General features: G+C 72.0%; 19 protein-coding genes. 13 read left to right on the forward strand and 6 right to left on the reverse strand.

Going from position 1 to position 25,321, the window contains the following annotated elements:
• Positions 1-138 precede the first annotated feature (138 nt).
• The 3 genes from ABZ194_RS03315 to ABZ194_RS03325 all read right to left on the reverse strand — a co-directional run bounded on the left by ABZ194_RS03315 (position 139) and on the right by ABZ194_RS03325 (position 8,045).
• Entirely contained in the window at positions 139-4,851 is a 4,713-nt protein-coding gene (locus ABZ194_RS03315) for an FtsK/SpoIIIE domain-containing protein (protein ID WP_355591701.1), read from the reverse strand.
• Positions 4,852-5,089: 238 nt separating this feature from the next.
• Complete coding sequence (locus ABZ194_RS03320; RefSeq protein ID WP_355591704.1) at positions 5,090-7,300, reverse strand: glycosyl hydrolase family 18 protein; 2,211 nt, start codon at positions 7,298-7,300, stop codon at positions 5,090-5,092.
• A gap of 391 nt (positions 7,301-7,691) precedes the next feature.
• Positions 7,692-8,045, reverse strand: a complete 354-nt coding sequence (locus ABZ194_RS03325; protein ID WP_355591707.1) for a beta/gamma crystallin domain-containing protein — start codon at positions 8,043-8,045, stop codon at positions 7,692-7,694.
• A gap of 305 nt (positions 8,046-8,350) precedes the next feature.
• On the opposite strand from ABZ194_RS03325, the gene ABZ194_RS03330 reads away from it, so the two are divergent.
• From ABZ194_RS03330 to ABZ194_RS03390, 13 genes are all read left to right on the forward strand, one after another.
• A complete protein-coding gene (locus ABZ194_RS03330) occupies positions 8,351-11,071 on the forward strand; it encodes an AAA family ATPase (protein ID WP_355591710.1) in 2,721 nt (906 codons plus the stop codon).
• A gap of 478 nt (positions 11,072-11,549) precedes the next feature.
• Positions 11,550-12,248, forward strand: a complete 699-nt coding sequence (locus ABZ194_RS03335; RefSeq protein ID WP_355591713.1) for a hypothetical protein — start codon at positions 11,550-11,552, stop codon at positions 12,246-12,248.
• Between the two features lies 1 nt (position 12,249).
• Positions 12,250-13,005, forward strand: a complete 756-nt coding sequence (locus tag ABZ194_RS03340) for a hypothetical protein (protein ID WP_355591716.1) — start codon at positions 12,250-12,252, stop codon at positions 13,003-13,005.
• Positions 13,002-14,303 carry an ATPase, T2SS/T4P/T4SS family gene (locus ABZ194_RS03345; RefSeq protein WP_355591719.1) on the forward strand — a complete coding sequence of 434 codons (1,302 nt, stop codon included), beginning with the start codon at positions 13,002-13,004 and terminating at the stop codon, positions 14,301-14,303. The genes ABZ194_RS03340 and ABZ194_RS03345 overlap by 4 nt, the downstream gene beginning before the upstream one ends.
• Positions 14,300-15,187 (forward strand): type II secretion system F family protein, encoded by an 888-nt coding sequence (locus ABZ194_RS03350; protein WP_355591722.1) that lies wholly within the window; start codon positions 14,300-14,302, stop codon positions 15,185-15,187. Before ABZ194_RS03345 ends, ABZ194_RS03350 begins: the two co-directional genes overlap by 4 nt.
• A complete protein-coding gene (locus ABZ194_RS03355) occupies positions 15,180-16,124 on the forward strand; it encodes a type II secretion system protein (protein ID WP_355591725.1) in 945 nt (314 codons plus the stop codon). The genes ABZ194_RS03350 and ABZ194_RS03355 overlap by 8 nt, the downstream gene beginning before the upstream one ends.
• Before the next feature lie 2 nt (positions 16,125-16,126).
• On the forward strand, positions 16,127-16,381 hold the full coding sequence (locus tag ABZ194_RS03360; protein ID WP_355591728.1) for a hypothetical protein: 255 nt from the start codon (positions 16,127-16,129) through the stop codon (positions 16,379-16,381).
• Positions 16,362-16,781 carry a TadE/TadG family type IV pilus assembly protein gene (locus ABZ194_RS03365; protein ID WP_355591731.1) on the forward strand — a complete coding sequence of 140 codons (420 nt, stop codon included), beginning with the start codon at positions 16,362-16,364 and terminating at the stop codon, positions 16,779-16,781. The genes ABZ194_RS03360 and ABZ194_RS03365 overlap by 20 nt, the downstream gene beginning before the upstream one ends.
• Positions 16,778-17,245: a TadE/TadG family type IV pilus assembly protein gene (locus ABZ194_RS03370; RefSeq protein WP_355591734.1), complete on the forward strand. Its 468-nt coding sequence runs from the start codon at positions 16,778-16,780 to the stop codon at positions 17,243-17,245. Before ABZ194_RS03365 ends, ABZ194_RS03370 begins: the two co-directional genes overlap by 4 nt.
• Entirely contained in the window at positions 17,242-17,682 is a 441-nt protein-coding gene (locus tag ABZ194_RS03375) for a pilus assembly protein TadG-related protein (protein WP_355591737.1), read from the forward strand. The genes ABZ194_RS03370 and ABZ194_RS03375 overlap by 4 nt, the downstream gene beginning before the upstream one ends.
• Before the next feature lie 133 nt (positions 17,683-17,815).
• On the forward strand, positions 17,816-20,731 hold the full coding sequence (locus tag ABZ194_RS03380) for a bacterial transcriptional activator domain-containing protein (protein WP_355591739.1): 2,916 nt from the start codon (positions 17,816-17,818) through the stop codon (positions 20,729-20,731).
• Complete coding sequence (locus tag ABZ194_RS03385) at positions 20,701-21,477, forward strand: hypothetical protein (RefSeq protein ID WP_355591741.1); 777 nt, start codon at positions 20,701-20,703, stop codon at positions 21,475-21,477. Before ABZ194_RS03380 ends, ABZ194_RS03385 begins: the two co-directional genes overlap by 31 nt.
• A gap of 2 nt (positions 21,478-21,479) precedes the next feature.
• Positions 21,480-22,400, forward strand: a complete 921-nt coding sequence (locus ABZ194_RS03390; protein WP_355591744.1) for a hypothetical protein — start codon at positions 21,480-21,482, stop codon at positions 22,398-22,400.
• A gap of 15 nt (positions 22,401-22,415) precedes the next feature.
• Here the strand turns inward: ABZ194_RS03390 and ABZ194_RS03395 are convergent, their stop codons facing one another.
• From ABZ194_RS03395 to ABZ194_RS03405, 3 genes are all read right to left on the reverse strand, one after another.
• A complete protein-coding gene (locus tag ABZ194_RS03395) occupies positions 22,416-23,363 on the reverse strand; it encodes an NYN domain-containing protein (protein ID WP_355591747.1) in 948 nt (315 codons plus the stop codon).
• Between the two features lie 102 nt (positions 23,364-23,465).
• Positions 23,466-23,663 carry an acyl-CoA carboxylase subunit epsilon gene (locus ABZ194_RS03400; RefSeq protein ID WP_355591750.1) on the reverse strand — a complete coding sequence of 66 codons (198 nt, stop codon included), beginning with the start codon at positions 23,661-23,663 and terminating at the stop codon, positions 23,466-23,468.
• Complete coding sequence (locus tag ABZ194_RS03405; RefSeq protein WP_355591753.1) at positions 23,660-25,252, reverse strand: acyl-CoA carboxylase subunit beta; 1,593 nt, start codon at positions 25,250-25,252, stop codon at positions 23,660-23,662. The genes ABZ194_RS03400 and ABZ194_RS03405 overlap by 4 nt, the downstream gene beginning before the upstream one ends.
• Between the last annotated feature and the right edge of the window lie 69 nt (positions 25,253-25,321).

Below are 25,321 nucleotides of genomic sequence, written 5' to 3' on the forward strand. Positions count from 1 at the left end.
CGTGGCGTTTCCCCTTTTCATGAAAAGCGGGGAAAAGGCGGTTATCCCCCTTGAAGGGGGCGCTCCGGCGCCGGCTCTCCGCCCGAGGTCGTCCGGTGCCGTGGCCGGGGACGTTCAGGGGCGTCCCGGCTCCCGGGGTCATCCCGGCAGCGCCGTCTGGACGGCCGTCACCGCGCCCAGCGTGACCAGCAGGCCTCGCCCGGGCGGCCCGCCGACCGCGCCGCGGGGGAGCCGGATGGTGAACAGGTCGCCGTCGGCGGGGCTCTGGACCGACAGCAGCAGGCCGGTGCGCGCCTTGCGGGCCTCGGCCACGAAGCCCCGGTAGGCGGTGGTCAGGTCCCCGGTGGTGCCGCCGACGATGAGGCCGTGCTCACTGTCACGGCCGGTGCGCAGCACCTGCTCCAGGGCCATGCCGAGCGGTGAGTCGGCGGAGACCAGCTCGGCGTCGTCGACGATCACCACGTAGCGCTCCTGCCCGGCGACCGCCCCCTCCAGGTCGCCCCCGGCGTCGAGTACGGCCAGCACCCCCGGAGCGTCCACCAGCGTGCTGAGCGGGCTGCGGCGGGGGGTGACCAGGACCACCGGCGTACCGCGCGACAGCAGGGAACGGGCGGCGGTCAGCAGCGCCGATGAGCGGCCGGATCTGGACGGCCCCGCCACGACGGCGCCGGGGCCGTGCGCGAGCAGGTCGACGCCGAGTGGGGCCAGCGAGTCGCCTCCGACGCCGAGCAGCGCCCACAGGGGCGAGGAGGGCTCGGAGAACGGCGCCAGCTCCAGCGCCTGGGAGGCGGTGATCCGCGTCGGCAGGAGGTCCACCCGCAGCGGCGGCTCAGAGGGCCAGACCCACCCGCCGGACTCCGCCCCGGCACCCCCGGCACCCCCGGTGACTCCGGGAGCCCCGGCGCCTCCGGAGGCCCCGGCGGCTCCGAGAGTCCCGGAGGCCCCGGCACCCGGAGGGCCCCCGGTGAACCCGGGAAAGCGGGCCGGCACCGAACGGGCGAACGCCTGGAGCGCGGCGACCTGGGCGGGCCCTGAGGGGTCGTCGCAGAGCAGCGCGAGCTGGCTCTCGGTGACGCCGTGCTCGCCCGGTGAGAGCGCGCGGCCGGGGCCGAGCGAGGCCGGCAGGTCCTTGACGGGCAGCCCGGCCAGGCCGTAGTCGGCGGAGTCGGCCAGCCGGAGGATCAGCCGGTCGTCGAAGACCGTGGAGATCTGCCCGATCAGCGCCGACCGGTCGCCGGTCACCACGGCGTGGAGCCCGACCGCCGGTCCCTCCCGCAGCAGCTGCATCATCGACTCGATCAGCCGCCCGTAGTCGTAGCCCTCGAACGCCGCGACGAACCCCTCCCACCGGTCGAGCATCAGCACCATCCAGGGCAGCCGAGGCTCCCCGCGGGCGGCGCGCAGCTCGGCCAGCGACGCGTATCCGGCCTCGGCGAGAAGCTGCTGGCGCCGCCCGACCTCGGCGCGCAGGCGGGTCAGCAGCCGTTCCACCCGGTCGAGCTGGTCGCGCGTCACCACCGCCCCGCAGTGGGGCAGCGCCACCAGCGGCAGCAGCGCCCCCGAGCCGCAGTCGATCGCGTGCACGTGCACGTCCTCCGGGGACGACCCCGCCGCGATCGCCCCCGCCAGTGTGCGCAGCGCGGTGGACCGGCCGCTCCGGGAGGCACCCGCCAGGAGCAGGTGCCCGCCGTGCGCGAGGTCCAGCGCCAGCGCCCGGCGGTCCTGCGCCCACGGCAGGTCGGTCACCCCGAAGACCAGCGGCGGCACCTCGTCGATCCCCGCCCGGTACGGCGACGCGTCACCGGAGAGCCCGGGAGGCCCGGCGAACCCGGCCAGCTCGGGGGCGACCACGAGGTCGTCGAGCGGTGGGAGCCAGGGGCTGGGCTGCCTTGGGACCGCGGCGACGCGGGCCGCCTCGACCAGGGCGTCGACGAGCGCGGACAGGTCGGTGACCACGGAGCCCTCGGCGACCTGCTCGGTGGCGGACAGCGGCTGCCCCAGGGACCGCCAGTCCACCTCGGTCACCCGTACCCTGACGTCGCTCGAACCGCCCGGGGCGCGCCCGCCGATCCTCGCGGCCTGCACGGCCGTCGCCCCGCCGGCTCCGGACTTCACGTAGCACCGGCCGGGGGCGGACTTGGAGATGTGCGCGGCGTCCGGCCGGTCGATGACGTCGGCGGACTCGGCGGCCTCGGTGACCCGCAGCGCGATCCGCAGCGAGGTGTTGGCCTGGATGTCGGCGGTCACCACGCCGCCGGGCCGCTGGGTGGCCAGGATGAGGTGGATGCCGAGCGAGCGGCCCCGCCTGGCGATGTCCACCAGCCCGGTCATGAAGTCGGGCAGCTCGCTGACCATGGCGGCGAACTCGTCGATGACCAGCACGAGCCGGGGGAGCGCGGCCAGGGGCTCGGCCCGTCCGCGCAGCTGCCTGACCGACGTGCCGCCCCCGGCGACGAGCAGGTCGCGGGAGGCGCGGGCCCGCTGCGCGTCGCGTAGTTCGTGGTAGTCCTCGATGTCCTTGGCCCCGGCGGCCAGCAGCAGGCGCTCCCGCCGGCGGATCTCGGCGGCCAGGGAGGCCAGGGCCCGCTGGGTCAGGTGGCCGTCCAGGTCGCTGACCATGCCGACCGTGTGCGGGAGCCGTACGCACTCCTTGAAGGCGGCCCCGCCCTTGTAGTCGATCAGCACGAACGTCATCTCGTCGGGCCGGTTGGCCACGGCGAGCGAGCAGATCAGGGTCTGCAGGAGCTCCGACTTGCCGGCCCCCGTGGTGCCCGCGATGAGCGCGTGCGGCCCGTCCACCCGCAGGTCGACGGAGAACGGCCCGTCGGGGCCGACGCCGATCACCGCCTTGGTGGTCCGGCCCCAGCGCTCGGCGAGGGCCTGGCCCGACACCGAGGGGAGCCTCAGCTCGTCCAGGAGCCGCGCGGCGCCGGGCAGGGCCGGTCCGGCGTCGTCGCGGCTGACGTCGCGGACCGGGGCCAGGGAGCGGGCGAGCCGGTCGCACCAGGAGGCCGAGACCTGGTCGGCCAGGATCTCGCCGAGACCGTCCAGGCCGCCGCCGCGGAGCCGTACGGTGCCGTCGGCCGCCACGTCGACGACGGTGGCGCACTCCTCGGGCAGCAGCCGCTGGTCGTCGTCGACGGCCAGGGTGTAGACGCCGGCCCGGGGGCCCTGGCGGAGGACCTGCGGCATGCCGGGCAGCGCGCGCAGGACCTGGGCGCCGTCCAGGACGACCAGCACGTCGTAGGGGCGTTCGTCGTAGACCGGGGCGGACTCCGCCTGGCCCGGGGCGCCGCCCGGGTCGCCCCAGCCGGCCGGGACGCGGCTGAGCCTGGCGGCCGGGCCGTCCTCCTCGCCGAGGCGTTCGTCGATCAGCGTGGTCAGCTCGCTCACCCGGCGGGCCGCGGCCTCCGGGTCGGCGCCGACCAGCGCCACGCAGTCCTCGCCGCCGTGCGGGGCGCAGTGCGGCAGCCAGCGGACCCAGTTCCAGCGTTCGTCCCCGTCGCGGTGGACCGACAGCACCACGATCGCCAGGTCGCGGGGGCTGTGCAGGGCGGCGGCCTGGCCGACCAGCCACCGGGCGGGCCCGGCGGTGGCCTGTCTCGGCCCGGTCAGGCCGGCGACGCCCAGGCGGCGCATGGCCAGGGCCACCGGCACCGCGTGACAGCTGGGCGGGTCGGGCAGCGCGGTGTCGGCGGGGGCGGTCCGCTCGGCGGCGAACTCCAGGTCCGCGGGGAGGTCGGCGAGGCCCACCCGGAGCCGGAGGGCGTCCGAGTCGTGGTCGCGGCGCTCCCAGAGCCGCCGCCGGGGGCCGGTCGCGGTGAGCAGCACCTCGGCGGGGTCGGGCGCGGCGGCGCGGCGTTCGGCCTCGTCGGCGGCGCGGGCGCGCTCCACGTCCGTCTCGAAGACCTTCAGCCGCTCCCGGTACTCCTTCATCCGCAGCCGGTACTGCTTGCGGCCGTGCCGCCGGTCGCTCCACCACTGGCCGATCATGATCAGCGGTGTCATCAGCGCCATCAGCAGGAAGTACCAGATGTGGAACGCCCAGGCCATGATCACCCCGAGCGCGGCCGGCAGGAACGCGGTCAGCAGCTGGAGCCGCATGGTCTCGGCGCGTCTGGGCTCGGCGGGGACCTCGAACCGGCGCGGGCTCGCCGGAGGGCGCAGCCGGGGCGGCCGGTTGTAGGCGAGGCCGCCGTCGGGCTGGGCGTCCAGGTGCGCGTCGGGCGGCTCCACGGCCCTGAGGGTCAGCACGGTCGTGCCGCAGGTCAGCACGGCGTGCTCGGGCCACGGCGCCGGGCCGTCCAGCGGCTCGCGGTCCAGCGTGGGCACGGCTCCCGCGGCTCCCGCCACCGGTTCCACGGTGATGACCTCGGGGGTGAGCCGTACCACGGCGGCCTCGCCGGGCAGTCGCGGGTCGGCGACGGCCACCGCGCAGGCCGGGTCGGATCCGACGGTGTGAACGCCCAGGCTGAGGCGGTGCACGGACCCGGCGGCCGGTCCGCCGATCACCCGGATCTCCACGACGCCACCGGGCTCCTCGGTGACCGTGGCCGTGGCCAGGTCGCGGTCGAGGGTGACGAGGTCGCCGTCGCGGAGCAGGCCGAGCGCGGGCGCCGAGGGGTCCAGAGGGCGGCCGTCCAGCCAGAGGGTGGCCGGCTCGGCGTCCGAGGCGTCGTCTCCCAGCCCGTAGGGGGCCTTGCTGCGGGTCAGCCGCACCACGTTGCTCGGCCGCTCACCGGTCTGTCCGGCGAGTGAGTCGGCGAGCCGTGCCACCGTGGTCGTCTCGTCGCCCTCGACCACGACGTCGCGGTCGGCGTGCCGGCTGAGCACGGTGAGCATGAGCCGCATCGTTGTTCTCCTCGGGTCGGAGCTCCGGTCCACCGTACAGAGTGATAACCGGCTCGTAGGAGCGGTTTGCGGCAATGCCGTGGGGCGTGACGTGCTATGTGGAAAACATGACAACCTGGGGACAACTGTCAGTGAACCTTTTTCATCCCCTGAGGCGGTCCACTGGTCACAGCATGATCGTGAGGCTGACGTTCGCCAAAGGGGCCGGCCCCGCATCGCGGGAGCCGGCCCGCCGGGGTCAGCCCAGGCCGTTCTTCACGGCCGTGATGAGCTCACCGTTGGTGGTGTCGCCGCTGAGTTCCCACAGGAACGCGCCGCCGAGGCCCTGGTTCTTCGAGTAGCTCATCTTGCCGCCGATCGTACCGGGCGTGTCATAGCCCCACCATTGGTCGCCGCAGTGGGCGTACGCCGTGCCCGCGACCGTGCCGGTGGCCGGGCATCGGGCCTTGAGCACCTTGTAGTCCTCGACGCCCGCCTCGTACGTCCCCGGCGCGGGCCCCGTGGCCGTGCCGCCCGGCGAGGCCTGCGTGACGCCGGTCCAGCCGCGGCCGTAGAAGGCGATGCCAAGCAGCATCTTGCTCGCCGGCACCCCCTTGCTCTTGAGGTTCTGGATCCCGCTGTCGCCGTGGAAACCGGCGATCGGGATGCCGGAGTAGCTGTTGAGCGGCGAGTTCGGGGCCGTCGGGCCCTGCGCCGCCCAGGCGCCGAAGTAGTCGTAGTTCATGACGTTGTACCAGTCGACGTACTGCGCCGCGCCGGCGTAGTCGGTCGCGTCGATCTTGCCGCCGCTGGTGCCGTCAGCGGTGATCGCGGCGGTGACCAGGTTGCCGGAACCGAAGCGTGAGCGCATGGCCGACATGACGTTCCCGAACGCGGCCGGGCCGCTGGTGTCGCAGGTCACGCCGCAGGCGTTCGGGTACTCCCAGTCGATGTCGATGCCGTCGAACACATCAGCCCAGCGCGGGTCCTCGACCAGCTTGTAGCAGGAGTCGGCGAACGCGGCCGGGCTCTGGGCGGCCTGGCCGAAGCCGCCGGACCAGGTCCAGCCGCCGAAGGACCAGAGCACCTTCAGGCCGGGGTACTTCTTCTTGAGCTTGCGCAGCTGGCTGAAGTTGCCGCGCAGCGCGCCGATGTCCCCGGTGTCGGCCACGCCGTCCACGCTCTCGGCCGCCGTGGAGGCGCGGTCGTAGGCGGCCCAGCTGTCGCCGATCGTGCACTGTCCGTTCGTCACGTTGCCGAAGGCGTAGTTGATGTGCGTCAGCTTGGCCGCCGAGCCGCTGGTGTCGATGTTCTTGACCCGGTAGTTACGGGCGTAGATGCCCCACTCCGCGAAGTAGCCGAGCACCTTGTCGCCGCCGATGTCACCCGTGGTGGCCGTGACGGCGGCGCTGGCGGCGGAGCGGTTACCGGCGGCGTCGCGGGCACGGACGGTGTAGGTGTAGGCGGTGCTCGCGCTCCGGCCGGTGTCGGTGTAGGTGGTGCCGGTGACGGTGGTGACGAGCGTGGTGCCCCGGTAGACCTCGTAGCCGGTGACTCCGGCGTTGTCGGTGGAGGCGCTCCAGGCCAGCGCGACACTGTCGGCGGTGACGCCGGTCGAGCGCAGGTTTCCGGGCACGGTCGGGGCCGAGGTGTCGGGCGGGTCGCCAGGGGAGTTCTCGTCGCGTGTGTAGTCGAACGGGAACTTGGGGGTCAGGATTTCCGAGCATTGCCCCCTGGGGATGCACACGATGCGGCTGTCTTTGGGGATGGCATTTTTGAGGTTACTCGCGAACTCGGAGTCCTTGATCGCGATCGTGGCGCCGCCGAAGTTGTGATTGAACAGCTTGTCGCGAAGTCCATCTGGGAAACCGTTGTAGGAGACCAGGGTCGAGCGGCGCCACTGCTGGTAATGGTTCTCGGGCGGTTCGTCGTTCGCCGTGGCGAAGCGGAAGGCGTGGGTGAAACCGCCGTCCTTGTGATACACGATCTTGGGGTGGTTGCCGTCCCAGCGGACCTTGTCGGCCGGGCTGACCTCATACCTGCCGTGCGCCGACGCGGCCACATACTTCGCCTGGTCGTTTTGGACCCAGACCGCGATGTGCTCCCAGTCGTGGCGATGGCCGCCGCGGTCGTGCACGTGCTCGACGGAGACGTCCTTCTCGAAGTAGTAGTCGTAGAGATAGACGCACCAGCCGGAGTTGCACCGTTGACGGGAGTAGGCGTTGGTGTTGTCCAGGTCTGCTTTGTCGCGGCAGAGATAGGAGCTTGTGGTGTTGTGGTTGTCCAGGCCCTCGGCGATCTGACCGTCCGGTCCGATGGCAGGGACGTTGTAACAGCCGTTGGTGTCGTAGTCGAGGGCTGGCTGCCATTTGAGGTCCGCCTCGGTGGCGTTCTGCGGGAGCGCGCGCGGTGGGGCGGGGTCGGCGGCCATCGCGGGCGAGGCCGGGATGAGGGCGCCGAGCGTCGCCACGACAACGGTGACCGCGGTTGCGATCAGGGCCGTTGGCCGGCGCGGGAGACGCCGGCCCCGGCTTCGGGGGAGGCCGGGAAGGGTGCGCGACCAGACTTTCCTGGCCTTGGCGGAAAGGTTTGGCAAGTCTGTGCTGCCCCTCTCAGAAGATGATCATGGAACCGGTCGAATTTGATCAACGGAGCGCGCTGCAAAACCGCTCTGCGCCCGGCCGTTCCGCCCGCCGGCCACATGCGGAACCGGCGGACGCCTCGCCCCCGTAGGTAGCCCATCCGCATCCCACGGTGCCCGCCGGTCCCACCCCTGGCCGGCCTGTCGCCCTGCCCGCCGCCGGTCACGCCTGCGGGGCGTGACCGGCCGGCGACTCCGGCGGTGGCCGGATGTCGGCGTGTCACACGATCTGGATGGCGATGACCTTCGGAGGCCGGTTCGGGAAGGTGATGTCGTTCCAGCGATTGATCCTCACCGAGTCGCCGTTGGCGTCGTAGTAGATCAGGTCGTTGTTGCCCGTGGAGATCCGGTCGACCCACCATCCGCCGAAGCCGGTCTTTCCGCCGTTGGCGTAGCAGTCGACGCTGTAGCGGCCGCCCAGGTGTGACCAGATCTTCAGGAAGTTCTCACCGCCAACGCATCGGACGTGATTGATGGCGAAGGCGGGGCCGGCCGGGATGGCGATGGTGAAGGCGGCGGTCGCGGCGAGCGCCACGGCCATGGAACGGATGTTCTTCTTGCTCTTCGAGATCACAGACTCTCCTTCTGCGGAGACCGGCGCGCACGGCCCCGGCCCTGTTGGTGACGTCGTGTCCTGACGAAACGGTGTTTCGCGGGCCGGCGGACGGCCGGCTGCGCACCGGAGCGGTCCTTCAGGGCTGCGCCTTTCCATGACGCAATTGGGTAGACCCCGTAATTAGGCGGTTTACCTATCAAGACCGTATGGATATGAGCATGCCGACTTCTTCCGTCAAATTACTGAACCTGGGTATGTTGGGAGTTCAGGTCTGGGCGTAGAAGCGGATTGCCCCGGGAGCCGACTCAATGGATCATGGGCGCATGATCGGCCGAGACGCCGAGCTCCGCCGGATACGCGCCATGCTTGAGGGCGTGCGCACGAGCGGTTCGGCTTTGCTCATTCACGGCGACGCCGGCATTGGCAAGAGCACACTCATCGATGCCGCCGTCGGCACCGCCTCGGAGCAGGGCTTTCACATCCTGCGTTGCAGGGGCACAAGAACGGAGTCATGCTTCGCCTTCGCGGGGATCCACGAGCTCCTCCATCCGGTCAGGGACCGCGTCGACTCTCTGCCCAGCCTCCAGGCGTCGGCGTTGCGTGCCGCGCTCGGCCTCGATGACCATGTCTCCCACGATGCGTTCCTCGTCCGGCTCGGGGCGCTGAGCCTGCTGGAGGACGTGGCACACGAGTGTCCCCTTCTGCTGGTGGTCGAGGATCTTCATTGGCTCGACCGTTCCAGCGCCGACGTCCTGCGCTTCGTCGCGCGTCGCCTCGCCCCGAGCCCGGCCGTGCTGCTCACCGCCTGCCGGTCAAGGGGAGGAGGCCCGATAACCGAGCTGGCCATCCCACGCCTGTATCTGACCGGGCTTGCGCTCGACGAGGCCAACCGGGTGCTCGACCAGGTCGGGGTGCCCTTGGCGGGAGCGCTGCGCGGTCACGTCCTGGCCGAGGCGCAGGGCAACCCGCTCGCGCTGGTCGAGCTCCCGAAAGCGGTGCGGGACCAGGGGTTGCCCGACGTGACGGGCCTGCCGTCTCGGCTGCCGCTGACCGAACGGCTCCGGGAGGTCTTCGCCGCTCGCGTGTCCGCCACACCCGCACGTACCCGGCAGGTACTCTTGCTCGCCGCGACGAACGACAGTCTGTCGCTGACCGAACTCCTCCTGGCCGCCGCCCAGCACGGGCTCGGTGTGGAAGACCTGGCGCCGGCGGAGCACGAAGGACTCGTGTTCTGTGTCGGCGACACCATCTCGTTCCGGCATCCGCTGGTCCAGTCCGCCGTGTACACCACCGCCGCGTTCTCCGAACGGATGAGCGCGCACCGTACCCTCGCCGACGTCCTGTCCGACGATGTCACCCGGTCGGTCTGGCATCGCGCCGCCGCGACGGCCGGACGCGACGAACGGGTCGCCGCCACCCTTCAGTCCGTCGCCGAAAGCGCCAGCTCACGGGGTGGCACCCGTACGGCGGTCCATGCCTTCGAACGAGCCGCTCGGCTGTCGCCGTCGCCCGAGCGCCGGGCACAGCGGCTCACCATGGCGGTGGAGGCGGCACAACGGGCAGGGCTGACCTCGGTGATGCGCCGCTTCATCCACGAGACGCGCGCGCTCACCGACGACCCCGTGCTCACCGCGCGACTGCTGTTCGCGGAGGCAACCGAGGCGATGAGTCGCGGGGGGTCCGTCGTCGACCTGTCCGAACTGGTGGCCGTCGCCCGCCGGGTCGCCACGAGCGATCCCGACCTGGCTTCGTACGTGGTCGGTTGCGCGGCCGCCGAATGTTTCCAGAACGCCGGCTCCCTCGTCTCACGGCGTGAGATCGTCGCCGCGATCGAGGCGCTCGGCCAGCCCTCCGACCATCCGGTGCGGGTGGTCAACCTGAGCATGGTCCTGCCCCGGGAACACCGGTCCCTGGCGCCGACGGTCGTCGCCATGGTCGAGCGGGCCCCGCCGTTCGCACCGCTCCTGATGGGACTCGGCTGTGCCGCCGAGGCGCTTCAGCTGCTTCCGACGGCGACCGCCGCGTGGCGCGCGGTCGTTGAGATGCTCCGGCGCGCCGGAGCGGCCGGCCAGCTCACGGTCACGCTGTATCGGATGGCCAGGCTCCACATCGCCGGCGGGCACCTCCGTTCCGCGAACATGGCCATCGAAGAGGCGTCGCGGCTGGCCTCCGAGTCCGATGAGAAGTACTACAAGGGGATCTGCGCTGTGCTGAACGCGCACGTCTTGACGCTCCGCGGCGACGATGAGCGTGCCCTGACCTCACTCGACCATGCGAAACAGCTGCTGGACAGCACCCCGCCGGCCTTCATCCGCGCCGACATCCGTCGCGCCGAGGGCATCTCCGCGCTCGTCGGCGGCCGTTACCGGGAGGCGTTCGAGGCGTTCAGCGACCTCGCCAAGCCCGGATCACCCTGTGTGGACGGGCTGACCGAGCTGTGGGCCATCTCCGACCTGGCCGAGGCCGCGGTCCACGCGAACCTGGTCGTCGCAGGCAGAAAGCTCGTCACCGCCCTCATATCCGACCTCGGCGCGTACGATTCCTCCTACCTCCGGGTCAGGTTCCATCGGGCGAATGGGCTCCTCGCCTCCGGCAACGACGCGGCGATCGCCTCGTTCGACATGGCCCTCGCCGAGCCCGGCCTGGCCGAATGGCCCCTTGAGGAGGCCAGGACCCGACTGGTCTACGGTGAATGGCTGCGCCGGCACCGCCGTATCAGCGCCGGGCGCGCCGAACTGCGGAAGGCACTGGAGCTGTTCGAAACGCAAGGGGCGCAGCCGTGGGCCAACCGGGCGCGCGCCGAGCTGCGGGGCGCCGGCGTCAATACGCGTCGCAGGCCGGACGATGGACTGGTGCGGCTGACTCCGCAGGAGTACCAGATCGCGCAACTGGCCGCAGCGGGCCTGCCCAACCGAGAGATCGCCGACCAGATGTTCCTGTCACACCGCACTGTCGCATCGCACCTTTACAACGTCTTTCCCAAGCTCGGTGTGACCACCCGCGGCCAGCTACGTGACGCGCTCCGTAAGGCAATCACCGACTGAACTCGCTCTTCGCCTCCGGCCCAGCCCCCAGACTGGGGATCGCTCCACCGTTCCTGGGCGCACACGTCGGATTCCGCATAACGATCCGGTTGACCTGGCCTTCCACGGGACCGGTCCCCGGCAACGTAAACTTTCTCCACGGTTTTCGAGCAGTGAGACTGAAACGGACAATTCGACACGTTTGTCGACTATGTCGGACTTTGAGGGGTGAAGGGGGTGGGGCCTTCCCTGGTAATGGGGCGGGTAAACACTGGGATAGATGGTACGTGAGTTAATTGGAGTCCTTATCATCCCGATAAGTCACTTGTCATCCAGTGAAGCCGGTGGTTTCCGCTGAGGCCACGTTGACAGACCCGTTCCTGTCAAACGAGCATGGGTCCTGGCTTTTGTCCGGAAGTTCGGAGGTGCGGTGCGGATAATGGCGTAAATTCGAGCGGTAGCCTCCGTGTTTGAGATCACTCTGGGAGTCCCCCTGCCCATGAGGACCAGTGAGAAGCCCTCGGGCCGCGCTCCGGCGGGCGCCGAGCGGCCGGGCTCGCCGGCCCCCCTTTCCGGGCCGGCGTCGCGCAAGCTTCCCGTGCCCCCGCGCGAGCGCAAACCCGCGCTCGCGGCCCTCGCCCTGCTGCTCATCCTGGGCGGCGCGCTCGCCACCACCCTCCTGGTCCTGCGGAGCGGGGACCGGATCTCCGCGATCAAGATCGGCCGGCAGATCGGGGCCGGCCAGCCCATGCTTGAGACGGCCATGCAGGAGGTCCAGATCGCCGACACCGGCGTCGCCTACGTGGCCTGGGCCGACCGCGCCCGCGTCGCGGAGAACTTCGCCAGGGTCACCCTCCTGCCCGGCACCCTGCTCACCAGGGAGATGGTCGTCTCCTCCAGCCGGGAGCTGGGCCCCGGCAAGGCCGTCGTCGGCCTCTCCCTCAAGCCCGGCCAGATGCCCCTGACCCTCGCCGAGGGCGACCGCGTCCAGGTCATCTACGTGCCGGGCCGGGGCGGCGGCACCCCGCAGAGCCGTACGCTCGCGGCGAGCGCGCTCGTCCACCGGATCGGCGCGCCCGGCAGGAACGGCTCGACCGGCCAGGTCGCGATCATCGTGGACGCCACCCTGTCGCCCGTGATCGCCGCCTACTCCTCCACCGGTGAGATCGCGCTGGCCGTGCTGCCGGGGGCGCGCTGACGTGGCGCTCATCGTGCTGGCCGCGGACAAGGGCGCTCCCGGCGTGACCACGGCCGCCACCGCGCTCGGCGCGATCTGGCCGCGCCCGGTGCTGCTGGCCGAGTGCGACCCCGCGGGCGGGGACCTCGCCTACCGCCTGCCCGCCGCCGACGGCGGCGTGCTCAACCCGGGGAGGGGGCTGCTCACCCTGGGGGCGACGGCCCGCCGCGGCCTGCGACCCGAGCAGATCCACGAACACACCCAGAGGATCGTCGGCGGCCTGGACGTGCTGGCCGGGCTGACCCACGGCGAGCAGGCCGCCGGGCTGACCTGGCTCTGGGGGCCGCTCGGCCGCGCGCTGGCCGCGCTGCCCCACGCCGACGTGCTGGCCGACCGCGGCCGTCTCGGCGGCCACCCGGAGACCGCCGAGCTGCTGACGGAGGCCGCGCTGGTGGTGCTGTTCACCAGGGCGAGCCTGGACCACGTCGCCCACCTGCGGGAGCGCCTGCAGGTGCTGCCCCCGTCGGTGCGGGCCGGGGTGGTGGTGATCGCCGACCCCCGTCAGTACCGCACCACGATCGACGAGGTCCGCCGGATCGTCCTCTCCACCGGCAGGCAGGTCGCCTTCGTCAGCGGGCTCGCGCACGACCCCAAGGGCGCCGAGCTGCTGCGCGGCCAGTGGGGAGGCCGCCTGGACCGCTCCCTGCTGATCCGCACCGCCCGGGAGCTGGCCGGTCGCCTCGCCGCCCACGTCCGTGCCCCGGAGCCCGCCGCATGACCATCGACCACACCCTGGTGAAGCGCTTCCGGCAGGAGGTGGGAGACCGCCTGGCCCACCAGCGCCGGCTGGACCAGGCCGGCGGCCTGACACCGATGACCGGCGAGGACGAGCGCCAGTTCGCCCGCGCGCTGATCGCGCAGGTGCTTGAGGAGTTCGCCAGGGGAGAGATCGGCGTCGGCCGGACCCCGCCCACCGCCGAGGAGGAGGAGGCGCTCGCCGCCGGGATCCACGCGGCGCTGTTCGGCGTCGGCCGCCTGCAGCCGCTGCTGGACGACCCCGACGTCGAGAACATCGACATCAACGGCTGCGACCGGGTCTTCGTCGGCTACGCCGACGGCCAGGAGATCATGCGCGAGCCGGTGGCCGAGTCCGACGAGGAGCTGATCGAGCTGATCCAGATCCTCGCCGCCTACAGCGGCCTGTCCAGCCGGCCGTTCGACACCGCCAACCCGCAGCTGGACCTGCGCCTGCCGGACGGCTCCCGGCTCTCGGCGGTCATGGACGTGACGGTCCGCCCGAGCGTGTCCATCCGCCGTTCCCGGCTGGGCAAGGTCTTCCTCAGCGACCTGGTGGGAAACGGCACCCTCACCCCGGAGCTGGGCCGGTTCCTCTCGGCGGCCGTGCTGGCGCGGAAGAACATCATGATCTCCGGCTCCACCAACGCGGGAAAGACGACCCTGCTCCGCGCGCTGGCCAACGAGATCCCGCCGTCCGAGCGGCTGATCACCGTGGAGCGCGCCCTCGAACTCGGCCTGGACCAGTTCGCCGAGCTCCACCCCAACGTGGTGGCCTTCGAGCAGCGGCTGCCCAACTCCGAGGGCCAGGGCGAGATCTCCATGGCCGAGCTGGTGCGCCGCTCGCTGCGGATGAACCCGTCCCGGGTGATCGTCGGCGAGGTCCTCGGCGACGAGATCGTCACCATGCTCAACGCGATGACCCAGGGCAACGACGGCTCGCTCTCCACCATCCACGCCAACTCCTCGATGGAGGTCTTCAACCGCATCGCCACCTACGCGCTCCAGGCCACCGAGCGCCTGCCCATCGAGGCCACCCACATGCTCATCGCCGGCGCGATCGACTTCGTGGTCTTCGTCGAGAAGCGCAACGACTACGCGGCGGGCGGGAGACTGCGCCGCTACGTGTCGAGCGTGCGCGAGGTGGCCGGCGTCGACGGCAGGGTGCTCTCCTCGGAGGTGTTCGCCCTCTCGCCCGACGGCCGGGTCCTGCCGCACGCCCCGCTCTCCTGCCTGGAGGAGCTCGCCCACCACGGCTACGACCCCGGAGGCTGGACGTGATCCCCCTCCCCCCGGGGCTGCTCGACCCGCTCGTCATGCTCGCCGGAGCCGCGATCGGCGCCGGACTGTTCCTCCTCGGCCTCTCCCTGTACGGCGTGCGCGCCCGCCCCGCCCTCCCCGGCAGGAGGGCCGGAAGGCGCGAGCTGATCCGGGCCCTGTCCACCCGGTCGGCGGTCGGCGCGATCGCCGGGGTGGCGGTGCTCGTGGTGACCGGGTGGCCGGTCATGGCGGCGGGGGCCGTACTGCTCGCCCTGGGCTGGCGGGGCCTGTCCGGCGGCGCGGCCGAGGAGCGCACGGCGATGCACCGTCTGGAGGGGCTGGCGGCCTGGACCGAGTCGCTCCGCGACACCATCGCCGGGGCCGCCGGTCTGGAGCAGGCGATCCCCTCCTCGATCCGGGCCGCGGCCCCGACGCTCCGCCCGCACCTGCGCGACCTGGTGGACCGCCTGCACACCCGGATGGCGCTGCCCGACGCGCTCCGGATGTTCGCCGACGAGCTCGACGACCCCTCGGCCGACCTGGTCGTGGCCGCGCTCATCCTCAACTCCAAGCTCCGCGGCCCCGGCCTGCGCGACGTGCTCGGCGCGCTCGCGGTCTCGGCCCGCGAGGAGCTCGACATGCGCCGCCGGGTCGAGGCCGAGCGCCGCTCCACCCGGCGCAGCGTGCAGATCGTGGTCGGCACGGCCGTCGCCTTCGCCGTCGTGCTGGTCGTGTTCAACCCCTCCTACGTCGCCGAGTACGACAACGCCCTCGGCCAGGCCGTGCTCGTGGTGGTCGCCGCGTTCTTCGGCGCCGGGTTCGCCTGGATGCGCCGCCTGGCCCGCTTCGACAAACCCGCCCGGCTGCTGGGCCTGTCCACCGGAGGCGAGGCGCGCGGTGAGTGAGACCACCAGGGCGGTGCTCGCCGGAGGAGTGCTCGGGCTGGGCCTGTTCCTGCTGACGCGGGCGCTGTTCCCGCCCCGCCCCGGGCTGGTGACCCGGCTGCTGGCGCTGGACGCGGCCAGGGACGGCATTGAGGTCCCGCGCGCCCGGCTCGTCCTGCCCGACGAGGAGGTCAGCGCGCTCCGCCGGGGCCTGGGCGTACGGCTGGCCCGCCTGTACGCGGCCAGGGGCTGGGAGGTCCGCTCGGCCAAGGCCGACCTGGCGCTGCTCGGCAGGTCGTTCGAGGGGTTCCTGGCCACCAAGGTGCTGCTGGCGGTCTCCGGGCTGCTGGCGTTCCCGCTGCTGCTCGGCTGGCTGGCGCTGATGGGGTGGGGCGTCTCGCTCACCATGCCGCTCTGGGCCGCCCTCGCCGTGGCCGGGGTCTTCTTCGTCCTGCCCGACCTGCAGACCAGGCGGGACGCCGCGCGGATGCGCCGTGACTTCCGGCACGTCGTCGGGGCCTTCCTGGACCTGGTCGCGATGAACCTGGCCGGTGGGCGCGGCGTGCCCGAGGCGTTGATGATGGCGGTCTCGGTGGGCGCCCCGGGCGCCGACGACGAGGGGGCCAACTGGGCGATGGCCCGCATCCGTGAGGCGCTGGGCAACGCCAGGATCGTCGGCATCACCCCCTGGCAGGCTCTCGGGCAGCTCGGCGACGAGATCAACGTGGATGAGCTGCGGGACCTGTCCGCCGCGCTCGGACTGGTCGCCGACGACGGCGCGAAGGTCCGCGCCTCCCTGGCCGCCCGCGCCGCGACCCTGCGGCGGCGCGAGCTCGCCGAGGTGGAGGGACAGGCGGGCGAACGGTCCCAGTCGATGCTCGTCGCTCAGCTTCTGCTCTGCGCCGGCTTTGTGATCTTCTTGAGTTTTCCGGCAGCTATGAAAATGTTGGGGTCCTGACCATGCTGAGCCATCCGTGGATCGTCTACGCGACCGCCTTCCTGAGCGTGCGGATCGAGAAGGCCCGCACCGCCCCCAGCCGAGGCGCCTCGGCGGTGGAGTGGGTCATCATCACGGCCATCATCGCCGGGGTCGCGCTCGGCCTGGCCACGCTCATCAAGAGCCTGGTCGAGGGCCGGCAGGCGGAGATCTCCGACCAGTTCGGCAACGGCGGCACGGACGGCGGAGGTGTCCCTGATGGCGGTCCGAAATCGTGATCGCGAGCGGGGCGCCGCCGTCGTCGAGCTAGCGATGATCATGCCGGTGGTGCTGGCGGCCGTCCTGCTCATCGTGCAGTTCGCCCTCTGGTTCCACGGCCGTCAGGTGGCCGACGCCGCCGCCAGGGAGGGGGCCAGGCTCGCCCGGATCGACACCGAGTCCTGGCAGGGGGACGCCACGGACCGCGCCGAGCGGGTGCTCAAGGCCATCGGCCCGAAGCTCCTCGACGGCGCCACCGTGACCACCTGGGAGGAGGGCGACCGGAGGGGCGTCGAGATCACGGCCACGGCGGTCCAGGTCGTCCCGCTGCTGCCGTCCACCACCTTCACCGTTACCTCGCGGTTCGGCGGTCCCGTGGAGTGCTTCCGCCCCGACGACGGGAGCGAGGGGTGCCGGTGACCTCGCGGCCCCCCGCCCGGCGGGGACGGCACGGACACGGCTCCGAGGCCGTCTCCTCGCGGGGGGCCGGGCAGGGGCATCCCGGTGACCGCGGGTCGCTGTCGGCCGAGACGGTGCTGCTGGCACCGGTCTTCCTGCTGTTCCTGCTGTTCGTGGTCGGCGCCGGACGGGTGGTCGAGGCCCAGGGCGAGGTCAACGGCGCGGCCAGGGACGCCGCCAGGGCGGCCTCCGTCGAGCGCACCCGGGCCGCCGCCGAGGCGGCCGCCGCCGAGGCGGCCAGGACCGCGCTGTCGGGGGAGTGCGAGCCCGCCGTCAGCCTGGAGGGCACGCGCTGGGAGGCGGGCGGCCAGGTCCGGGCGGTGGTGAGCTGCCCGCTCGACCTGGACTTCCTCGGCTTCGGCGCGGCCAAGGACATGAAGGGCGACTCGGTCGTCCCGCTGGAGCGGTTCCGGAGGGTCGAATGAACCGCCCTCGCGGGGCCGCCGGTGACCGGGGGTCGATGTCGGTCTTCACGGTGATCTTCTCGGTGGTGGTCTTCCTGCTGGCCGGGCTCCTGGTGGACGGCGGGGCCGCGATCAACGCCCGGCTGCGGGCCGCCGACATCGCCGAGCAGGCGGCCAGGTCGGCCGCCGACCAGATCGACGTCGAACACCTCCGCGCCACCGGTCAGGCCCGGCTGCTGGGGCAGGACACGGTCTGCGCCAAGGCGGGGGAGGTCATCGCCGCCCACGCCACCTCGGACGTCCGGCTCGGCGAGTGCGCGGTCGGCGCCGGTCAGGGCGAGGTCACCGTACGGATCTCCGTCGGATGGACGGCGTTCTTCCTCGCCGCCCTGGGTTTTCCCGGGTCCGAGATGGAGGCCACGGCCACCGCCGGTCCGGACATCGGACAGGGCGCCTGATGGCCGGCCCCTCCGTGACCCGGCGCCGCCGGAGCGCGTCCGGGTGGGAGCGCCGAGGACGTTCCAGACCGATTGCCGTGAATCACTGGTCGAGCGGACGACGGATGACGAATCTGGATGAGGAGGGAGGCACATGTCCACGCGACAGCCCACGCGCATAGAGCCGAGGCGCACGGTGGGCGATCTGTTCGCCGGACTCGGCGCGCTGGTCGTGCTCGTCGCGCTCGTCGGCGGGGTTCCCTACGCGCTGCTCCGGCTGGCCGGGCCGCCGCTCCCGGCCGAACTGCTCAAGCTCGACCTGCTGACCAGCCAGGTCGGCACCAGCACGGTCGTGGCGATCCTCGTGCTGCTGGTCTGGCTCGCCTGGCTCCAGCTGACCGTCTGCGTGATCGTCGAGATCTACGCCGGGCTGCGCAGGGTGGGGATGCCCGCCAGGGTCCCGCTCTCCGGCGGCACCCAGATGCTGGCCAACCGGCTGGTCTCGGCCGTGCTGGTGCTGTTCACCGTCTCGGCGGTGGTCGTGCCGATCATACGGCCGAGCGGTCCGCCGGCCACCACTCCCGTCGCCGCCTCGACCGCGCTGTCCGCCCCGGTCGACCAGGAGCGGCCGCCCCTGGCGCCGGTGCGGAAGGCCAAGAAGGTCTACGTGGTGCAGCCGCCACACGGACGGCACCACGAGAGCCTGTGGGAGATCGCGGAGAAGTGCCTCGGCGAGGGACGGCGCTATCCGGAGATCTACCGGCTCAACCAGCACAAGGAGCAGCCGGACGGCAGCCGCCTGCACATGGCCGACCTGATCAGGCCCGGCTGGGTCCTCGACATGCCGGACGACGCGAGGAACGTCCACCTCGTCCCGGCCGCCCAGGGGCGCGACGAGACCCTCAAGGACCACCCGGGCAGGCCCGCCGAGCTCGACGGCCGCACCCAGACCTTCGCCCCCGGCCGGACGGACCTGCCGGTGGAGTCCAGCCCCGAGGCCACCCGGTCCCCGGACACCTCCGTCCTGCCCGGCTCCGGCCGTGACGGGGCGGCCCGTTCCGCCGAGACACCCGACAGGCCCGCCCACCCCTCGCAGAGGTCACCCGGAGAGTCCGGCCGGCCCTCTCAGAGCCCGTCCGGTGAGACGGCCCCCTCCTCCCGGAACTCGTCCGGGGACACGGCCTCCGGCGCCGAGCGCGGGCCGCACGTCGCGGCCGGCCAGGGGGAGTCCGGGCAGGACTCCGGGCTCGGCGTGCTCGACTACCTGGCGGGTGCCTCGCTGGCGGCGGCGGGCCTGCTGGCCGCCCTCGGGCGCAGGCGCAGGCAGCAGCTGTGGCACCGGGCCTTCGGACGGCGGATCACCCGGCCGAGAAAGGACGCGGCCCAGGCCGAGCTCGCGCTCCGGCTCGGCGCCGACGCCCCGGGCAGCCGCATGCTGGACATCGGGCTCCGGCTCCTCGGCAGGTCGCTCGCGGCCCACGACCGCGTCCCGCCCACGATCTACGCCGCGCACCTGTCCCCGCAGAGCCTCGACCTGTGGATCCACCCGCCCGACTCCGAGGCCCCCGCGCCCTGGGGCGCCCACGACGGCGGCCAGGTCTGGCGGCTCCCCGCCCACGAGGGCCGGATGCTCGACGAGCGGTCGCTCTCCGAGGCGCCGGCGCCGTACCCGGGCCTGGTCTCGCTGGGCTCCAACGGCGAGGGCCGGGTGCTGGTGGACCTTGAGGCGGCCCACGGGCTGATCGGTCTCAGGGGTTTCCGGACCACCGAGGCCCTCGCCGCGCTCGCGGTGGAGCTGGCCACCAACCGCTGGTCGGACCGGATGAGCATCACGCTCGTCGGCTTCGGGGAGGAGCTGGCCGTGATCGCCCCCGACCGGATCCGGTACGTGGACGGCCTGGCCGAGATCCTGCCCGAGCTGGAGGCCAGGGCCGACGAGCGCGGGCAGGGCGGCGAGGTGCTCACCGGCCGGATCCACGGGCGGGCCGCCGACCCGATCTGGCCGCCGCACTACGTGCTGTCGGCGGTCGCCCCGACCGCCGAGGAGGGGCACCGGCTGGCGGTTCTCGCCAGGAAGGGCACCCGTACCGCCGCCGGATACGTGGTGGCCGGTGACGTTCCGCACGCCACCTGGAACTGGGAGATCACCGAGGACGGCCGGGCCACGGTCGACGCGCTCGGCTTCGAGGTGGCGGCACAGCTTCTGCCCCGCCGCCACTACAGCGCCCTGATCGACCTCTTCCGCACCGCCGACCGGTTCGAGGGGGAGCCCCTGGCCGACGAGCCGGAACCGGAACCGGTGCCGCAGACGGTCTCGGTCGAGGTGGGGCTCCTGGGCCCCGTCGAGATCACCGGTCCGTCGCCGATGGAGGAGGGCCGGGGTGTGCTCGCCGCCGAGCTCCTCGTCTATCTGGCGACCCACCCCGGCGGTGTCCACCCGGTCGTGCTGGGCGGCATCCTGTGGCCGCGCGGCGTGCAGCCGACGGTCAGGGACGCGACCATCGCCAGGGTCGTGGCGTGGCTCGGCACCGACAGCGCCGGACGGCCCAACCTCTACGCCGACGACTCGGGGCGGATCCGCCTCGGTCCCGAGGTGTGCACGGACTGGATGATCTTCCGTGACCTCGTCCGCCGCTCCCACACGGACGCCGCCGTGCGCGCCGTGCTCCTGGAGCGGGCGCTGAGCCTGGTGCGCGGCCCGCTGCTGAACGGCCGGCCGCGCGGTAGATACGCCTGGCTGGCCGACGACGACCTGGAGTACGACGTGACCGCCGCCGTCGCGGACGCCGCCCACCGGCTCTGCGAGATCCGGATGGCCGAGGGCTCGGCCGAGCAGGCCGTCGCCGCGGTGCGGGCCGGGCTGCTGCTGGCCGCCGACGACGAGGGGCTCTGGCGGGACCTGCTGCGGGCCACCCATCTGGCCGGCGACCCGGCCCGGCTGCGTACCGTGGTGGAGGCGCTCCACCGGCGGGCCACCGCCCAGCCGGGTGGTGGGATGGCCCCGGAGACCGAGGCCCTGATCGACGAGCTGCTGCCCTCGTGGCGGATCCGTTCGGCGCCGTCGGCATGAGCGCCCGCGACGGCCGAGGGGCGGTGACGGCCGCGGTGACCGCGGTGGCGCTGGTGTCGGCCGGGCTGGCGGGCTGCTCCTCGCGGCCCGCCCGCCCGTTCACCCCGGTGGACCTTCCGGCCGACGGGCGGAGCTCCTCGCCGGAAGCCGGGGCCGCCGCCGAGACCGACCCGACGGCCGACCCGACGGCCGGGTCCACGGCCGGACCCGCGACCGGGGCCACCACCGAGCCGATGACCGGGCCCGCGGCCAGGGTGGAGACGGTCCGGGTCGAGCCCGGCGTCCGGGTTGTGATCGAATGGCCCGCCACGGCCGACCCGGACACCACCGGCATGATCAACGCGTTCCGCGGCTACTTCACCGGCTCGTTCAGGGCGGTCGTGACCGGTGGCCGGGACACCGCCTACCTGGAGACGGTCCAGGACACCGCGAGCCGGGACGCCTACTCGTGGGTTCAGGAGTTCCTGGACCAGCGCCGGACCGTGCGCGGCACGGCCCGCCTGTACGCCCTGAACGTCGCCTCGGTCACCGGCCCCGGGGCGCAGCTCGACGTCTGCGTGGACGAGTCCGGAATGCGGCTGGTGGACTCCGGCACCGGTAAGGCGGTCGGCGACCAGCCCGACTGGACCAGGAAGCCGTTCCTCCAGGTGGCCGGGGTACGGCGGGGCGACGACGGAGTGTGGCGGATCAAGCTGCTCCGGCACGCCGAACTTCCCAGTGAAGCCGCGAAGGGATGTCTTCGATGATCATGAATGTGGTCGTTGCGGGGCTGCTGCTGCTCTCTTCCGGAGGGGACGACCCCGGCGGGGGCGGCGGCAAGGTCGTCCAGCGAGGCTCCACGGTCGGGCTCCGCCTGGAGAACTCCCAGATCGTCATCACCGGGACCGGGGTCAGCGGCAAGAGCGACGGCTACCGGATCAAGCGGCCGTGCTGGTACGAACCCGGTAAGACCGCCGCCGACATGCTGCGGAACCAGGAGACGGCGCGGGACTGGTGGTTCCGCTACACGCCGGGGGCCACGGAGGAGAGGTACCAGGAGTTCCTCAAGCAGTTCAAGGAGAAGGTCGGCAGACAGGGGCGCTGGTGGGCGCCCGCCTACAACGGCGCCGACCCCGACGGCCTGTCCTGCTGGAACGGCCTGAACCCCTTCGTGTGGGTGCCGCCCGGCACGACCCCGCCCGCCGGGATCACCGTCGAGGAGCTCATCGAGATCGCCAGGGCCGCGCTGACCGTGCCCGAGCCGAAGATTCGCCTCAACCCGGACGCCAGGAGCTACGTCAATCTCCCGACCTGGGTCTGGCTGGGCGACGTGGGCGCGACCACCCGGTCGGTGACGGCCACGATCCCGGGGTTCATGAGCGCCACCGTGACCGCGACCCTCGGCGACGTGCGGATCGACCCGGGCACGACCTCCGACCGCGCCGAGAAGGAGGAGCGGTGCGGGCCGGGCGGCAGGCCGTACGCCAAGGGGCAGAGTTTCACCTGCGGTGTCCGGTATCTGCGCGCCTCGGCCGACCGGCCGCGTGGTGTCTACGAACTGACGGTCACCTCGGTCTGGACCGTCGCGGTGCAGGGCGACGTGGCCGGCGCCTACCAGCCGATCCAGGCGAGCGCCACCCGTGACGTTCCGGTGGGAGAGGTGCAGAGCACGGTCAGGGGAGGCCGATGAGCCTTGGGCCGGCCCTCACTTGGAGGAGACGCCGACCCCGATCTCGAACTCCCGGTAGACCCGGGCCCAGAAGCCGTCCCGGAGCCAGACGCGGGCCTCGGGGTAGGGGCGCAGGGAGTGACCCAGCTCCTTCTCGGCCTCGATCAGCAGCTCGGTGTCGATGACCGTGGGAAGGATCGGGCCGGGCAGCAGGTCGCGGATGTTGTCGCGGCCCCGGGTGAGGATCCACTTCTGGGCCACGTGCTCGCCGACCTCCTCGACCCGTGGGCGGCTGGGGCCGAGCTTGGTGACCTGGCCCGCGGGGGCCTTGGGCTTGACCGCGGCGGGCGGACGGCCGGCGAAGACCTGCGCGGGGGAGGGGGTGGCCGGAGGGATCGGGACGGGCACGGAGGCCGGGGCGCGGCTGAAGAAGGAGCGGAGGAAGTCGGCGCTGATGATCTCGACGGTGTCGGACTCCCAGACGAGGCGTTCGGCCTGGTTGGTGCCGTACGGCGGCTCGACGCCCCACAGGTGGATGCGCACGCCGTACGCCTGGGCGGCCTCGACGGCGGGGACCATGTCCTCGTCACCGGCGAGCAGGATCGTGTCGCTCACCGCGTGGTGCCTGGCCAGCGCCTCCAGGTCGCTCCTGATCTGCGCGTCCACCCCCTTCTGCTGACCTCGCGCGTTCAGGTTGCCCAGGCGCACCTTGACCCAGGGGAGCTGGGCGATGACGCGCTGGTCCACGGTGGGCACCCGGTCGCGGGCGGCGTCGTACCAGTAGATTCTCAGCAGTTCACCGTGAATACGGCTCTCCGCGTGCTTCTGCAGGGCCTGGATGAGCTCGTCGGCCGCGACCCGGTACTCCTTGCGCTCCTTGGCGCCCAGCAGCACCTCTCCCGCCGCGGCGTAGAGATACCCCACGTCCACCAGGACGGCGTACTTGGCGGCGACGGGGTGGGACGTGAGGTCCAGGATGGTCATGTCGTCCTCCAGGCCTCGGAACCAGCTGATCGGGCTGACTATATGCGCCCATTTCTTAGATAGTCCCAAGTCTCATGTAACTTGACACCCGGTTCCGCGGATCTATCCGGGTAGCCCGCTTGATCTCCATGCGCCTTGTCCGACAGGAAGGGGCTTTCGCATGGCGTGTAGGGGGTTACGCCAATTCTCCTGCTTTGGTGGTGCTTCTGGGGTGGGAGCGGTCTGTGTGGCGAGTGCGATCACCAGTGCGGCGACCTCCTCCGGGGTGGCGTCCCCGCGGACGATTCTCAGATGTGTCATAGCGGGATGTTCCCATGTTTCCTCGGGGGCAGGGTCGTGCGCTTGTTGCGGAGCGCGCGCAGGGCCTTGACGATCTGGACCCGGGTGTCGGAGGGGCGGATCACGGCGTCCACATACCCCCGTTCGGCCGCGAGATACGGGTTGGCTAGCGTGTCCTCGTACTCGGCGACGAACCGGGCCCGCGCGGTGTCGGGGTCCTCGGCCGAGGCGAGTTCGCGCCGGTAGAGGATGTTGACCGCGCCCTGCGCGCCCATCACCGCGATCTGCGCCGTCGGCCAGGCCAGGTTGACGTCCGCGCCCAGGTGCTTGGAGCCCATCACGTCGTAGGCGCCGCCGTACGCCTTGCGGGTGATCACCGTGACCAGCGGCACGGTCGCCTCGGCGTAGGCGTACAGCAGTTTGGCGCCGCGGCGAATGATCCCGTTCCATTCCTGGTCGGTTCCTGGCAAAAATCCCGGCACATCTACAAATGTCAGAACAGGAATGTTAAAGGCATCGCATGTACGGACAAACCTGGCGGCTTTCTCCGAGGCCGCGATGTCCAGTGTCCCGGCGAAACTCATCGGCTGGTTGGCGACGACCCCCACCGAACGTCCCTCGACCCGGCCGAAGCCCACCAGGAGGTTGGGCGCGAACTGCGCGTGCAACTCCAGGAACTCGCCGTCGTCCACCACGTGCTCGATCACCGTGTGCATGTCGTACGGCTGGTTCGCCGAGTCCGGGATCAGCGTGTCCAGCTCCAGGTCCTCGGCGGTGGTCTCCGGCGCGACGTCGGCGTCGAGGACCGGCGCCCCGTCCATGTTGTTGGACGGCAGGTAGGACAGCAGCGCCCTGGCGAACTCCAGGCAGTCGGCCTCGTCGGCGGCCTCGTAGTGGGCCACGCCCGACCTGGAGTTGTGGGTGCGCGCGCCGCCGAGCTCCTCGAACGTCACCTCCTCGCCGGTGACCGTCTTGATCACGTCGGGGCCGGTGATGAACATGTGCGACTTCTCCGCCACCATCAGCACGAAGTCGGTGAGCGCCGGGGAGTAGACCGCGCCGCCCGCGCACGGCCCCATGATCAGTGAGATCTGCGGGATCACCCCGGAGGCGTGCACGTTCCGCTTGAAGATCTCCGCGTACAGGCCCAGCGAGACGACGCCCTCCTGGATGCGCGCCCCGCCGGAGTCGTTGATGCCCACCACCGGGCAGCCGGTCTTCAGCGCGTGGTCCATCACCTTGACGATCTTCTCACCGAAGACCTCGCCCAGCGACCCGCCGAACACGGTGAAGTCCTGGGAGAACACCGCCACCGGGCGGCCGTCCACCGTGCCGTGACCGGTCACCACGCCGTCGCCGTACGGACGCTCGCGCTCCAGGCCGAAACTCGTCGACCGGTGTCTGGCCAGCTCGTCGAACTCCATGAAGCTGCCGTGGTCCAGGAAGGCCAGCACCCGCTCCCTGGCGGTCATCTTGCCCTTGGCGTGCTGCTTGCCCACCGCGCGCGCGGAGCCGGCGTGCGCGGCCTCGTCCAGGCGGCGCTCCAGGTCGGCGAGTTTGCCCGCGGTGGTGCGGATGTCAACCCCGGGGGCTATCGGTTCAGCGCTCATCGGGCCGCTCAGCACTCCTCGCTCGGTCACACTGCGTTCGCAGGCGCGCCCGGGTGGGGCACGCCCTCT

It is taken from the genome of Streptosporangium sp. NPDC006007, from assembly GCF_040614315.1.
Classification (GTDB): domain Bacteria; phylum Actinomycetota; class Actinomycetes; order Streptosporangiales; family Streptosporangiaceae; genus Streptosporangium.